Below are 14,746 nucleotides of genomic sequence, written 5' to 3' on the forward strand. Positions count from 1 at the left end.
GCCGGTCACGATGGCGCCAGCGCTGGCAGGATGACGGCAGATGCCTTGCAGCCTCCCGGCTGCCTGACACAGCGATCATCCAGCCTTTACGGCCAATACCGGGCAGGGAACCGTAAGCAGAATTTCCTGGGCCACGCTGCCCAGAAAAAGCTTTCCCACGGGTGTGCGTTTGCGCAGGCCGATGATGAGAAGCGAAACCCGCAGCGAGTCGACCATTTCTTCAATTTCCTCGATGGCGCTCTTGCCTCGGACAAACTGCTTGAATGTTGCGTCGATCCCGGAAGCCATCAGCAATTTTTCGACGCGCTCGACATCCTGGACATCGGCCATCGAGGGATCGTCCCCGCTGCCGCCCCGGCTGGTGTTGACCACCACCAGGGCTTCCTTGCGGCGACCCGCGATTTCGATTCCCTTATCCAGGGCGGCCTGCCCTTCCGGGCGCGGTACATAGGCTACAAGTATGGTCACGGCTACTCTCCCTATCAACGACGGATGGGTACCTGGAGAACGCAGATTCTGCCCACGTCCAGGATCTGAATAACCTGATCTTAACCTGCCTGTCGAACGCGCCGGACTTGTCTCTCCCGGATTGCCCGGCGCTTGCCCGATGCCGAGGAGCGGGCTTACTGCCTGCCCTTGACCACCATGTCGTTCTTGATGGATTTGACGCCCTTGACGCCTCGGGCAAGCCTGACGGCCTGGTTGATATCGGCGCGCGACTTGACGAAGCCGGTCAGTTGAACAATCCCCTGGTGGGTCTCGACATTGATCTCCGTCGCCTTGAGCGTGGAGTCCTGGAAGACGGCGGTCTTGATCTTGCTGGTGATGACGGCGTCGTCGACATATTCGCCGACGGATGCCGTGCTGCCGGACGCAGCCTTGGATTCGTTTTGGGGAGTGGTTTCGGCGGCGAGCGCATGGGCGCCGAAGGCGAGGGCGATTGTGGCGGCGATTGCGGCCAGATTGATTCGTTTCATGGCGTTTCCTTTCGTGGTGGCAATGCCTGACGGGATGGGCTCATCCCCGGACTGAATCCTTGCCGGCGGCCGACGAATGCGCGGCACGACGGCAAGGGATGTGATGCTGTGTCGATCTCAGACGACTTTCTTGATGTCTTCTTTCAGATCGCCAAAACCGGCCTGCACCTGACCTTTGAGGTTCTGCAGCTTGCCTTCGTCTTCCAGTTTCTTGTCGCCGCTCAGCTTGCCGGCAATTTCCTTTACCTTGCCTTTGACTTCCTCGACGCGGCCTTTGGTTTGATCCTTGTTCATGCTGTGCTCCCGGTGATTGAAATTGAGAAGGGTCGGTGGCGCCGCCTGGCAGCGCCCACCGTCATTTATGCTATTCGCGAAGCCGGCGACGTTCCGTGCGCTGGCGCTCACAGGTGCAGGAAACCGGGGCGCTTATCAGGAAAAAGGCCCGCAGCAGCGTCGCTGCTTCGGGCCAAGTGCTGCAGGGGTTCGCTGCGGAGGAGGCAACGAATACCTGACTGCAGAATGCCTGGGTTTGCCGATTCGATCTGTGCGTTGTCGCACCTTGCGATGAATCCCTTATTTGCCCTGCACGGCCTTGGCGACCAGCCGGTTGTCGACCTGCGTGACGCCCGCCACCGCTCCCGCGAGTTCCTTGGCCCTGCTGCTGCTCTGGGGCGAATCGACCGAGCCGGTGAGCGTCACCACGCCCTTGACGCTGTCAACGCTGATCTGCAACGTCTTCAGACCGGGCTCGGCAAATATCGCCGCTTTGACCTTCGCCGTGATTTCGGTATCGTCGATGGCGACCCCGGCTTTCATGCCCTGTTCGCCCAGCTTGTCGCCCACCTTGTCGGTTGCCTCGTTGATGGTCTTGCCGGCCGACTCCGCGGTTTGCTCGATCTTGCGGCCGGCGGCCTCGGCGGTCTGGTCGATCTTCTTGCCTGCGGCCTCTGCCGTCTGATCGATTTTCTTGCCTGCGGTTTCTGCAGGTCCGGGTTTGTCGCATGCGGCGAGGCCGGCTGCGAGCAGGACCGAAATGGCGACTAATTTGAAGCGGTATGGGATTTTCATTTGGGTTTCCTTTTTATGTATTGCGATCGAACCACAGGGTGCACTTATCCTCCATTCGCCGGCGACAGTCAGTGCGCTGGAACACATAGGCCCGATCGGACGGCGTCGGTTCGCACCGGCCCGTGGTCCGATTCGTACGGTGGCGTACAGACCGGCGCACAGGCAGGGATCACGATGTCCGGCAGGGGAGTATCGGCGCTCGAATCTCCGGTCGCCGCTGCTGCTCGTCAACATCGGGAGAGACCATGAATATTGCATTATTCGAGCATCGCGGCGCCATCGAGGTCAAGAAGGACAGGCTGGTCAAGGACCTCAAGGGCGTCGTCGCCGATACCGACGACCTGTTGCAGCAGGTGGTGAATTCGACCGCGGAGGAATTCGCTGCGACGCGTACCCGGATCGAGGGCCAGTTGCGGGACGCGAGATCGCGACTCGATGCGGCGCGAATTGCGGTGGCAAGAAAGGCCTGCGACGCCGCCGACGCCACCCAGGAATACGTCAGGGAAAATCCCTGGAAGGCATTCGGCATACCCGCGGTGGCCGGGCTGATCGTATTCCTCCTGCTCAGCCGTCGCTGAGCGGCCTGCCCGCCGCGCGCCTGCGGCGACAGGCTGGCCAGAGAGTTGGCGCTGGCGCGCCGGCGAGCGCGCCGCAGGCCGCGACGGCCATGCACGATGTACCCGGAATGATCGGAGTTCCGTTCGCTGGCGCACCCTTTGTCCTGCGCTATGTACGCCACCGCACTGACGCCATCGGTCGCCTTGACTATTCTGGCTTTGAGGCTTCGAAAGCGTGTGCGGTTTGCATCCCAGGGGCTCGGTTCTCCGTGCGGAAGATGGCGAAATAAATTGTTCGAATCCGGATCGGGAATTCTGTTCAACTCAAATTTGGAGAATCAATCATGAAACAAGCTAGAAGTTATATCTCGGCACTTTTCCTGGCCGTCACGCTGGTCTCGGTCGTCGGCTGCGCGTCCACCACCAAGCAGGAAGGCACCGGCGAGTACATCGACGACGCCGTGATCACCACCAAGGTAAAGACGGCAATCTTCAATGAGCCGACCCTGAAATCCGCCGAAATCAATGTCGAGACCTTCAAGAACGTGGTGCAGTTGAGCGGATTCGTCAGCTCGCAGGCGGCGATCTACAAGGCCACCGAACTGGCGCGCGGTGTCGCCGGTGTCCGCTCCGTCAAGAACGACATGCGGATCAAGTAAGCCAGCCTGAAGCCGAAGCGGGAGCAGGGATCCGCGGGCACTGCCCGCGGTTGCCTGTTCGTGCTGCGCCAGCCACCGCAAACGTCCCGGGCGAGACCAGCCATGGCCAGCGCAATCGTCGATCTGATCGTCCTCGTCCCGATTCATTGGGCGCGACGGCTGAGAATCGTCCTGGTCGCCTCGCTGGTCTCGTGGATCGACCATCGTGCCGCCAGCAAAGGCGCGGCATTGGCCTTTTACACGCTGTTTTCGATGACGCCGATCCTGGTGCTGGCGATTGCGGTCGCCGGCTATTTTTTTGGCGCCGAGGCGGCCCAGGGCGAGATCGTCGCCCAACTGGAAGGCCTGGTGGGGCCGAATGGCGCAAAGGCGATGCAGGCCTTGCTGGCCGGTGCGCAGAGTCCGTCTTCGGGCCTGCTGGCCACGCTCATCGCCAGCGTGCTGCTGCTGCTGGGCGCGACCAGCGTTTTTGCCGAGCTGAAGGGCAGCCTCGATGAGTTGTGGGGCGTAGGCCCACCCGCACGCTCTGGCTTCGGCGTACTGCTCAGAACACGGCTGCTGTCATTCGGCCTGGTGCTGGTACTGGCCTTTCTGCTGCTCGTGTCGCTGGTCGTCAGCGCCGGATTGGCGATGGCGGAGCGCTATGCGCATGGAATGCTCGGTAGCTCTGCGCTGGTGCTTGAGACGATGTCGTCATTCGTCTCCTTTGCCGTCATCGCCTGCATGTTTTCCATCATCTACAAGACCTTGCCCGACGCGCCGCTGTCGTGGCGCGATGTCTGGATCGGCGCCGCCTTCACCGCCGGACTGTTCAGCCTGGGCAAGTACGTGATCGGCCTGTATCTGGGCAACAGCGGCGTGGCATCGAGCTTTGGCGCCGCCGGATCGCTGATTGCCCTGCTGTTGTGGGTGTACTACTCGGCACAGATTTTCTTCCTCGGCGCGGAGTTCACGCGGCACTACGCGCTGTGGTTCGGCAGCCTGCAGCAGGAGAGGCTGCGCATGGAGGAAATCAGCGCACTGGCCGTGCGACCCGAGATCGACTGATGAAACAACCACCTATTCCGATGCCTGCCCCTACGCCCCTTGGCCCCACTATCGAAACGGACGCTGCAGCCGGCAACCCGACTGAACCAGGTCCCGATTCGGCGGCCGCGCCGCCCGTGATCAGCGTTCTGGAAGGCAGCCGGGATCTGGCGCTGGCCGTCATCGCCCTGGTGGCGACGGTATTTGCCCTGAGATGGGCGCAGGGCTTTTTCATCTCCCTGCTGCTCGGCATTCTCTTCGCCTACACCCTGGGTCCGCTGGTGGCTTGGCTGGAGCGCATCCGCGTGCCGCGCGTGCTCGGCACCGGCATCGTGATGGCCGGCGTGGTGTCGGCGCTGGCCTTCGGCAGCTACTCGCTGCGCGATGAAGTGCAGACGATACTGGACCAGTTGCCGGAAGCGGCGACCAAGTTGTCGGCCGGCCTGGCCAGTCTGAACAACGGGCAGGGCAGCACCATGCGGAAGGTGGAAACCGCCGCGAGCGAAATCGAAAAGGCGACCAGTGCGGCGACAGGCCAGTCAGACAAGTCGAGGCGGCAGGCAACGCATGTCGTGATCGACTCGCCCGGCTCCCGATTCGGCAATTTCCTGTGGGTCGGCTCCATGAGTGCCGCTGCGATGTTCGGTCAGGCCACCATGGTGCTGTTCCTGACTTTTTTCCTCCTGCTGTCGGGCGACATCTTCAAGAGAAAACTGGTGCGGGTGACCGGGCCGTCCCTGTCGCGGCGTAAGATCACCGTGCGCATCCTCGATGACATCAACGATTCGATCCAGCGCTACATGCTGATGCTGCTGGCGACCAATGTGCTGGTGGGCATGTTGACCTGGCTGGCGCTGCGCTGGATCGGCCTGGAAAACGCCGGTGCCTGGGCGGTGGCGGCGGGCTTGCTGCATGTGATTCCCTATCTCGGCCCGGTGGTCACGGCTGCAGCCTTGGGCATGGCGGCATTCATGCAGTTCGACCAACTGACTGCGACGCTGCTCGTCGCCGGCGCTTCGACGGCGATCGCCGTTGCGGTCGGGTTCTTCGGTGTCACCTGGATGACGGGTCGGATCGCGAAAATGAACACTGCCGCCGTATTCATCTCGCTGCTGTTCTGGGGCTGGCTGTGGGGAATCTGGGGCATGCTGCTGAGCGTGCCGATCACCGTCATCGTCAAGGTGGTGGCGCAGCACGTGGAGCAACTGGAGGCGGTTTCCGAGTTGCTCGGCGATTAGTACGCATACATGTTGAAGCCGATGGATGTAGGAGCGAGCTTGCTCGCGACAACGGCTTATCGCGAGCAAGCTCGCTCCTACAGGGAATGCGCCTTTTCCTGGTTGACTGACTACTAGGCGGGTACCGATCGATGCTAATTGCATCGACGGAAGGACTAAGCGAAAAGGCTGGCTGAATTGAACATCGATACCGGGCTTGGCGGATCTTGGCGACAGTGGACCACGCGCTTGCGGGCGAGCTGGTGGCCGCAGCAGGCCTGCGACGAGGAATCTCCGCTGCGCGCCCGCTTGTTCAGCGCTGATCAGATGGAACAGCATGGCAAGGTTCTCGCCGGGTCGCATCGGCTGGCTGTCGGCCGCGCACCGGACCAGCTCCTGGCACGGCTGGCAGCCAACGAAAACACCTTGGTCGGCGTGAGCCAACTGCTGACGGCGGCGGTCGCGAAGCGACGCCGGATCACGCCGGCGGGGGAATGGCTGCTCGACAATTTCTATCTGATCGAGGAACAGATCCGCACGGCCAGGAAGCATCTGCCCAAGGGTTACAGCCTGGAACTGCCGCGTCTGGCGCAGGGCCCATCGGCCGGCCGGCCGCGGGTCTACGACATCGCGCTGGAAATCGTCGCGCATGGCGACGGCCACGTCGACGCGGAATGCCTCGGCCGCTTCGTCACGGCCTACCAGACCGTGACCGCCCTCGATCTGGGCGAGTTGTGGGCGATTCCGATCATGCTGCGCCTGGCCGTGATCGAAAACCTGCGGCGCGTCGGCGTGCGTATCGCCGCGAGCTTGAAGGAGCGCAATCTGGCCGTCCGCTGGGCCGACGAGATGACGGATACCGCCGCAAACGATGCCAAGAACCTGATTCTGGTGATCGGCGACATGGCCCGATCGGAGCCGCCGATGAACTGCTCGTTCGTCGCCGAACTGGCCCGCCTGCTGCAGGGGAAGGGGCCGGCGCTGGCCTTGCCCCTGACCTGGATCGAACAGCACCTTGCGGAATCCGGCCTGAGCATCGAACAACTGGTGCAGACCGAGAACCAGCTGCAGGCATCGGGCCAGGTCTCGATCAGCAATAGCATCGGCAGCCTGCGGGTGCTGGGCGCGATCGACTGGCGCGACTTCGTCGAGAGCATGAGCTTGGTCGAGCAGACGCTGCGCGAGGATCCGCCGGGCGTTTACGGCAGCATGGATTTCGCCACCCGCGACCTCTACCGTCACGCCACCGAACGGATCGCGAGGAAGAGCGGGCTGGCGGAGGAGCTGGTGGCCCGTAGCGCGCTTGCCCTGGCCAGCGCCGGGGCCGCCGCCGATCCCGCCAGCGGAAGCGACGCGCGCGCGGCGCACGTCGGCTTCTATCTGACCGACCGGGGCTTGCCGCAACTCGAACGCGCCATCGGCGCGATCCCCTCGCGCGTGGGCGCCTTGCGGCGGACGGCAAGCCGGTTTCCGCTGCTGCTTTACCTGGGCAGCATCACCCTGATCGCCCTGCCCATCGCCTGGGCGCTCGTGGCGCAGATGCTGCCTGCCGTGCAGCGCATCGCGCAGTTCGCCGCTCAGTTCTCTACGGAGTTCGCCACGCTATCGGTCTGGGTGCTGCTGCCGCTGCTCATCCTCGCCCTGCTGGCCGCGAGCCAGTTGGCCCTGGCGCTGGCGAACTGGCTCGCCACCCTGGTGGTGCAGCCGAAGCCGCTGCCGCGCATGGATTTTTCCAAGGGTATTCCGGCAGCATCGCGCACCCTGGTGGTGGTGCCGACCATGCTCACCAGCAAGTCCAACATCGAAAATCTGATCGAGGCGCTGGAGGTCAGGTTCCTCGCGAATCGCGACGAGCGCCTGCATTTCGGCCTATTGACGGATTATGGCGACGCCCGCCAGGAAACCCTGCCCGAGGATGAGCTGCTGCTGCAACAGGCGCAAACCGGCATCCTCGAACTCAACGAAAAATATGTCGGCGCCGGCCCGCGGACTCGGGACGACATTTTCTTTCTCTTCCATCGCCCGCGCTGCTGGAACCCCGTGGCGGGGCTCTGGATGGGCTATGAGCGCAAGCGCGGCAAGCTGGCGGCCCTCAATGCGCTGCTGCGCGGCGGCGCGGGCGGCCAGTGCGAGGGCGCCATGGACGCCTTTTCGCTGGTCGTCGGCGACACGGCGATTCTGGCCGGGGTGAAATATGTGATCACCCTGGACACGGATACGACCCTGCCGCGCGATGCGGCGCGGCAATTTGTCGGCGCCATGGCGCACCCGCTGAATCGCCCCGCTTATGACGAGGAACAGGGAAGGATCTGTACCGGCTACGGCATCCTGCAACCCAGCGTCGCGGTCAGCCTGCCGGGCACCAACCGCTCGCGCTATGCGCGCCTGAACGGCGGCGAGCCCGGCATCGATCCCTACACGCGCACCGTTTCGAATGTTTACCAGGACGTGTTCGGCGAAGGCTCCTTCATCGGCAAGGGGATCTACGACGTCGACGCCTTCGAGCAGGCTCTGGGCGGGCGTTTTCCCGAGAACCGCGTGCTCAGCCACGATCTGATCGAGGGCTGCTACGCGCGCGCCGGCCTGCTCAGCGACGTGCAGCTCTACGAGGACACTCCCTTGCGCTACAGCGCGGAGGTGAGCCGCCGCCACCGCTGGATACGCGGCGATTGGCAACTCGCGGGCTGGCTGCGGCGGCATGTTCCCGACCATCGGCCGGATTTGAAAGTTGGCGCTGGCGACACGGCGAAGAAAAACCAGCTCACGCTCTTGTCGCAGTGGAAGCTGTTCGACAACCTGCGTCGCAGTCTGATTCCGGCCGCGCTGACCCTGCTGCTGCTGCTGGGATGGACGTTGCTGCCGGCGGTCGGACTGTGGACCTTGTCGGTGATCGGCATCCTGTTGATTCCCTCCGTCTGCGCCTCGATCGTGGAACTGTTGCGCAAGCCGGGCGAGGTGCTGCTGCGGCAGCATCTCGCGGCTGTCGGCCGGTCGGCGGCGCGGCGCATGATGCAGTTCGCATTCGAGTTCGCCTGCCTGCCCTACGAGGCGTACTACAGCCTGGATGCCATCGCGCGCACCATCTGGCGCATGCTCGTCACGCAGCGGCGACTGCTGGAATGGAATCCGTCGAGCGAGGCGGATCGCGAGTCGGCCAGGGGCGATGGCCACAGCCTGGCCGGCGTGGTCCGGACGATGTGGGCGGCGCCGGCGCTTGCTCTGGCCACTGCAATCGGGCTGGCGGCATGGGCGCCGGCGGCCTTGCCGGTGGCCGCGCCGATTCTGCTGCTCTGGTTTGCTTCCCCCGCCATCGCCTGGTGGCTCAGCCTGCCGCTGGCGCACCGCAAGGCCAGCCTGAGCGTCGAGCAAACCCGCTTCCTGCGCGCGCTGTCGCGCCGCACCTGGGCCTTCTTCGACAACTTCGTCGGCGCCGAGGATCACTGGCTGCCGCCCGACAATTTCCAGGAGTATCGGATTGCCGCGATTGCGCACCGCACCTCGCCGACCAACATCGGGCTGGCGCTGCTGGCCAATCTTTCGGCCTGTGACTTCGGCTACCTGGCGCCCGGACAACTCCTGCTGCGCACGAGCAACACCTTCGCCACCCTGGATCTGCTGGAGCGCCACCGCGGTCACTTCTTCAACTGGTACGACACGCTGACGCTGCAGCCCTTGGCGCCGCGCTACATCTCGACGGTGGACAGCGGCAATCTCGCCGGCCATCTGCTGACCTTGCGCGCCGGCCTGCTGGCGCAGGCCGATGAACGGATACTGCCGGCGCGGCTGTTCGCCGGCCTGCGCGACACGCTGGGCATCCTCGCGGATGCGGCGGACGGTCCGGGGGCCGACCCGGTGGCGGCATTTCAGAAAAAGCTGGAGGCGGCGTCGCTGGCGCCGCCACTCACGCTCGAAGCGGGGCACGGGCTGCTGGTGGCCTTGACGAACTCCGCCGCTGAACTGCAGCTGCAGATCGCCAAGGCCTTCAATGGCAGCGACGATCCCTTGCTCAAGGGCGAGGCCGACGAGTGGGCGACGGCGCTGGCGCGGCAATGTCGGCAGGCGCTGGACGAGTTGAGCGTGCTTGCTCCCTGGCTCGCATCGAGCGAGTTGCCGGCAGTGGCCGACCAGGTCGGCATTCCGACCCTGCGCGAGCTGGCTGCGGCGGGCAGCGTCCCGGCGCGCGAGCGCATGGCGGCGCTCGACGCGCTGGCGGCGCGGGCCTTCGAGTTCGCCCAGATGGAATATGACTTCCTGTTCGACAGGACGCGGCAGTTGCTGGCCATCGGCTACAACCTCGATGAGCGGCGGGTGGATGCCAGCTACTACGACCTGCTGGCCTCGGAGGCGCGACTGTGCTGCTTCGTCGGCATTGCCCAGGGGCAACTGCCGGTGGATAGCTGGTTCGCATTGGGGCGCCTGCTGACCCGCGCCGGCGGCGAGCCGGTGCTGCTGTCGTGGAGCGGCTCGATGTTCGAGTACCTGATGCCCCTGCTGGTGATGCCGACCTACGACAACACCCTGCTCGACCAGACCTGCAAGGCGGCCGTGGCCCGCCAGATCGAGTACGGACGCCAGCGCGGCGTGCCCTGGGGCATTTCGGAATCGGGCTACAACACCGTCGATGTGCAGCTCAACTATCAGTACCGCGCCTTCGGCGTGCCGGGCCTGGGACTCAAGCGCGGCCTGGCCGACGACCTGGTGATCGCGCCCTATGCCTCGGTGCTGGCCCTGATGGTGGCCCCCGAGGAGGCCTGCCGGAACCTGCAGCGGCTCGCGGCCGAAGGGTTCATGGGCAAGTTCGGCTTGCTCGAAGCCATCGACTACACCCCGGCACGGCAGCGGCGCCGGCAATCGAGTGCGGTGGTGCGCTCCTTCATGGCGCACCACCAGGGCATGAGCCTGCTGGCGCTGGCCTACCTGCTGCTGGACCGGCCGATGCAGCGGCGCTTCGAATCGGACCGGCTGTTCCAGGCCGTGATGCTGCTGCTCCAGGAGCGGGTTCCGAAGGCCACGGCGCTGTTCTCGCACATCGCGCAACTGGCCGATGCCAGCGCATCGCAGGTCCCCGCGGAGATGCCGATCCGGGTCTTCGAAAGCGCCGACACGCCGATACCGGAAGTGCAACTGCTCTCCAACGGCCGCTACCACGTCATGGTGACCAATGCCGGCGGCGGCTACAGCCGTTGGAACGATCTCGCCGTGACGCGCTGGCGCGAGGACGGTACCTGCGACAACCGCGGCAGCTTCTGCTACATCCGCGACCGCGCCAGCGGCGAGTTCTGGTCGACCGCCCATCAGCCGACGCTGAAGCGGGCGGACAGCTTCGAGGCGATCTTCTCCGAGGGGCGCGCCGAGTTTCGCCGCCGCGATGCCGTGGCCGACGGCGATGGCCAGTTCGAGACCTATACCGAGATCGTCGTCTCGCCGGAGGACGACATCGAGCTGCGCCGGGTGCGCATCACCAATCGTTCGCGCCAGCGCCGGGTGATCGACGTCACGACTTACGCCGAGGTGGTGATCGCGCCGGCGGCGGCCGACGCCATGCATCCGGCCTTCAGCAATCTTTTCGTGCAGACCGAGATCATCCCCGAGCGGCAGGCCATCCTGTGCACCCGTCGGCCGCGCTCCGTCGGCGAAAAGGCGCCCTGGATGTTCCACCTGATGACGGTGCATGGGGCGGAGCCGGGCGAGGTGTCCTACGAGACCGATCGCCTGCGCTTCATCGGCCGTGGCCGCAGCACCGTCGCGCCCCTGGCCATGAGCGAGGGCCTGGCGCCGCTGTCGGGCAGCGCCGGTTCGGTGCTCGACCCGATCGTCGCCATCCGTCATAGCGTGACGCTCGATCCCGACCAGGTGGTGACCATCAACCGGGTTTCGGGCATCGGCGAAACGCGCGCCAAGGCGCTGGCACTGGTCGACAAATACCAGGACCGGCATCTCGCCGACCGCGTCTTCGATCTGACCTGGACGCACAGCCAGGTGGTGCTGCGCCAACTCAATGCCACCGAGGCCGATGCGCAACTGTATGCGCGTCTGGCCAGCTCGGTGATCCACGCCAATGCCGGTCTGCGCGCCGAGGCCGCGCTGCTGATCCGTAATCGTCGCGGCCAGTCCGGGCTTTGGGGCTATGCAATTTCCGGCGATCTGCCGATTGTGCTGCTGCAAATCGGTGACTTCGCCAATCTCGATCTGGTGCGCCAACTGGTGCAGGCCCATGCCTACTGGCGCCTGAAGGGCCTGACGGTGGACCTGGTGATCTGGAACGAGGAACACGCCGGTTACCGGCAACGCCTGCAGGAACAGATCATCGGACTGATCGCCTCGGGCATCGAGGCCAGCGTGATCGACCGGCCCGGCGGCATCTTCGTGCGGCCGGTGGAGCAGATCTCCAGCGAGGACAGGCTACTGTTCCACTCGGTTGCCCGCGTCATCCTCAGCGACATTCGCGGCACCCTGGCGGAACAGCTCGACCAGCGCCGCCCGACGGAAGCGCGGCCGCCGCTGCTCAAGCGCAGCCGTGCGCCGCGTGCCGAGGTTCCGTCCGCCGCCGCGCCGCCGCGCCAGGATCTGATCCTGTGCAACGGCCTCGGGGGATTCACGGCCGACGGGCGCGAGTACGTGATTACGCTGGCGCCGGGGCAAACCACGCCGGCGCCGTGGGCGAACGTGTTGGCCAATCCGCAGTTCGGCAGCGTCGTTTCGGAAAGCGGCGTTGCCTACACCTGGAGCGAGAACGCCCACGAATTCCGCCTCACGCCCTGGCACAACGATCCGGTCAGCGACGCCGGCGGCGAGGCCATCTACCTGCGCGACGAAGACAGCGGCGAGGTCTGGTCGCCGACACCGCTGCCGGCCGGCGCCGGCCTCGCGCACGTGATCCGCCACGGCTTCGGCTACAGCGTATTCGAGACTCAGTCGGCGGGCATCCGCTCCGAGCTGTGGGTTTACGTGGCCATGGATGCGGCCGTCAAGTTTTCGGTCCTGAAAGTACGCAACGAGTCCGGGCGCGCGCGGAAACTCTCGGCCACCGGCTATGTCGAGTGGGTGCTGGGCGATCTGCGCGCCAAATCGGCCATGCATGTGAGTACCGAAGTCGCTGCCCAGAGCGGTGCGCTGTTTGCGCGCAACCCTTACCATACCGAGTTCGCCGAACGCGTGGCGTTCTTCGATGTCGATGAGCGCAAACGCGGCGTCAGCGGCGATCGCGTGGAATTCCTCGGCCGCAACGGCACGTTGGGCGATCCCGCCGCGATGAAACGCTCGCGCCTGTCCGGTAAGGTCGGTGCCGGGCTCGATCCCTGCGGCGCGCTGCAGGTGGCCTTCGATCTGGCCGACGGGCAGGAGCGCGAGATCGTGTTCCGCCTCGGCGTCGGCCGCAATGCCGATGAGGCCGCGCAACTGGTGCAGCACTGCCGCGGCAGCACCGCCGCGCGCTCTGCGCTGGAGGCGGTGTGGCGCTACTGGAATCGCACGCTGGGCGCCGTGCAGGTGGAAACGCCCGACCCTTCGCTCAACGTGCTGGCCAACGGCTGGCTGCTGTATCAAACCCTGGCCTGCCGCGTCTGGGCCCGCAGCGGCTATTACCAGTCGGGCGGCGCTTACGGCTTCCGCGACCAGTTGCAGGACATGATGGCGCTGATCCATGCCGAGCCCGCACTGGTGCGCGAACACCTGCTGTTGTGCGCCAGCCGGCAGTTCGCGGAAGGCGACGTGCAACACTGGTGGCACCCGCCGGCGGGCCGCGGCGTGCGCACCCATTGCTCGGACGACTACCTGTGGCTGCCGCTGGCGGTGTGCCGCTATGTGACGGCTATCGGCGATACCGGCGTACTGGATGTCGACGTGGGTTTCCTCGAAGGCCGCCTGGTGAACGCGGAGGACGATTCCTACTACGACCTGCCGGGCCGCTCGGGCGAGACCGCCAGTCTCTACCAGCACTGCGTGCGGGCCATCCGCCACGGACTGCGCTTCGGCAGCCACGGCCTGCCGCTGATCGGCTCCGGCGACTGGAACGACGGCATGAACCTGGTCGGCATCCAAGGCAAGGGCGAAAGCGTCTGGCTCGGCTTCTTTCTCTGCGAGGTGCTGCGGCAGTTTGCGCCGGTGGCGCTGGTGCACGGCGATGCGGCTTTCGCCGAGTTATGCCGGGAGGAGGGCGGACGTTTGCGCCAGGACATCGAGCAACATGCCTGGGACGGCGACTGGTACCGCCGCGCCTATTTCGACGACGGCACGCCGCTGGGATCGGCCGGCAACACGGAATGCCGGATCGATTCGATCTCGCAGAGCTGGTCGGTGTTGTCCGCCGCGGGCGAGGCCAGCGGCAGGGAAGGCGTCGGCAACGCCCGTTCGCGCCTGGCCATGCAGGCGCTCGATGACCATCTGGTGCGCCGCGACGCCGGCCTGGTGCAACTGCTCGATCCGCCCTTCGACAACCATTCCGCCATGGATCCCGGCTATATCCGCGGCTACGTGCCGGGCGTCAGGGAGAACGGCGGGCAATACACCCATGCCGCGATCTGGGCCTCGATGGCCTTCGCCGCCCTGGGCGAGCGCGAGCGCGCCTGGGATCTGATGCGCATGATCAATCCGGTGAACCACGCGTTGTCGGCCGAGGCCGCTGTCGTCTACAAGGTGGAGCCCTACGTCGTCGCCGCCGACGTCTATGCGGCCGCGCCGCACGTCGGCCGCGGCGGCTGGAGCTGGTACACGGGATCGGCCGGCTGGATGTACCGCCTGATGCTGGAATCGCTGCTGGGCCTGACTCTGGTGGGCGACAGGCTGCATCTTGCGCCCTGTCTGCCGGCGGACTGGCAGGCGTTCAAGATTCACTACCGCTATCGGGAGACGGTGTACCACATCGACGTTGCGCAGGCTGGCGACGATGGCAGCGATGGCGGCCGCAGTCGCGTGGCAAGCGTGCTGGTCGATGGTGTCGAGCAGGCCGACAAGAGGATTCTCCTGGTCGACGACCGGCGCGATCATGAGGTGGCGGTCAGGCTTCAGGCCAACTAGCCGAAACACCCATAGCCTGAAACTCCAGTCCTGCCAAGGGCTTGCAGGGGGTGTCTTGACTTTGCTCCCGCCGTGCTTATACTGCGCGCTCTTCAGTAGGCGCGTAGCTCAGCTGGTTAGAGCACCACCTTGACATGGTGGGGGTCGTTGGTTCGAGTCCAATCGCGCCTACCAGGATTCCGCAGGAAATCAGGTAGTTCATGTCACGACAAAGCCACCGCGAGGTG

9 protein-coding genes and 1 tRNA gene are annotated in these 14,746 nt (G+C 65.2%); 6 read left to right on the forward strand and 4 right to left on the reverse strand.

The annotated features are described in order from the left end of the window. Nucleotides 1-75 precede the first annotated feature (75 nt). From RMO95_RS18350 to RMO95_RS18365, 4 genes are all read right to left on the reverse strand, one after another. The gene (locus tag RMO95_RS18350; RefSeq protein ID WP_310452112.1) at nt 76-468 is read right to left on the reverse strand and encodes a universal stress protein; all 393 of its coding nucleotides are present in this window, start codon (nt 466-468) and stop codon (nt 76-78) included. 155 nt (nt 469-623) lie between these two features. Then, nucleotides 624-977, reverse strand: coding sequence for a BON domain-containing protein (locus RMO95_RS18355; protein ID WP_310452113.1), 354 nt, complete (start codon nt 975-977; stop codon nt 624-626). Nucleotides 978-1,094: 117 nt separating this feature from the next. Then, nucleotides 1,095-1,271, reverse strand: a complete 177-nt coding sequence (locus RMO95_RS18360; RefSeq protein ID WP_310452114.1) for a CsbD family protein — start codon at nt 1,269-1,271, stop codon at nt 1,095-1,097. A gap of 279 nt (nt 1,272-1,550) precedes the next feature. Next, the gene (locus RMO95_RS18365) at nt 1,551-2,045 is read right to left on the reverse strand and encodes a BON domain-containing protein (RefSeq protein WP_310452116.1); all 495 of its coding nucleotides are present in this window, start codon (nt 2,043-2,045) and stop codon (nt 1,551-1,553) included. Nucleotides 2,046-2,290: 245 nt separating this feature from the next. Between RMO95_RS18365 and RMO95_RS18370 the strand changes: the two genes are divergently transcribed. The 6 genes from RMO95_RS18370 to RMO95_RS18395 all read left to right on the forward strand — a co-directional run bounded on the left by RMO95_RS18370 (nt 2,291) and on the right by RMO95_RS18395 (nt 14,693). Then, nucleotides 2,291-2,623: a glycine zipper domain-containing protein gene (locus RMO95_RS18370; protein WP_310452117.1), complete on the forward strand. Its 333-nt coding sequence runs from the start codon at nt 2,291-2,293 to the stop codon at nt 2,621-2,623. Nucleotides 2,624-2,946: 323 nt separating this feature from the next. Then, nucleotides 2,947-3,261, forward strand: a complete 315-nt coding sequence (locus tag RMO95_RS18375) for a BON domain-containing protein (RefSeq protein WP_310452118.1) — start codon at nt 2,947-2,949, stop codon at nt 3,259-3,261. Between the two features lie 102 nt (nt 3,262-3,363). Continuing rightward, the gene (locus RMO95_RS18380) at nt 3,364-4,308 is read left to right on the forward strand and encodes a YihY/virulence factor BrkB family protein (protein WP_310452119.1); all 945 of its coding nucleotides are present in this window, start codon (nt 3,364-3,366) and stop codon (nt 4,306-4,308) included. Nucleotides 4,309-4,424: 116 nt separating this feature from the next. After that, nucleotides 4,425-5,525 (forward strand): AI-2E family transporter, encoded by a 1,101-nt coding sequence (locus RMO95_RS18385; RefSeq protein WP_310452120.1) that lies wholly within the window; start codon nt 4,425-4,427, stop codon nt 5,523-5,525. 177 nt (nt 5,526-5,702) lie between these two features. Further along, the gene (locus tag RMO95_RS18390) at nt 5,703-14,519 is read left to right on the forward strand and encodes a GH36-type glycosyl hydrolase domain-containing protein (protein WP_409574974.1); all 8,817 of its coding nucleotides are present in this window, start codon (nt 5,703-5,705) and stop codon (nt 14,517-14,519) included. Between the two features lie 97 nt (nt 14,520-14,616). Further along, nucleotides 14,617-14,693, forward strand: a tRNA-Val gene (locus RMO95_RS18395). Nucleotides 14,694-14,746 lie beyond the last annotated feature (53 nt).

The sequence above is a fragment of the Sulfuritalea sp. genome, assembly GCF_031426875.1.
In the GTDB taxonomy this organism is placed as follows: domain Bacteria; phylum Pseudomonadota; class Gammaproteobacteria; order Burkholderiales; family Rhodocyclaceae; genus Sulfuritalea.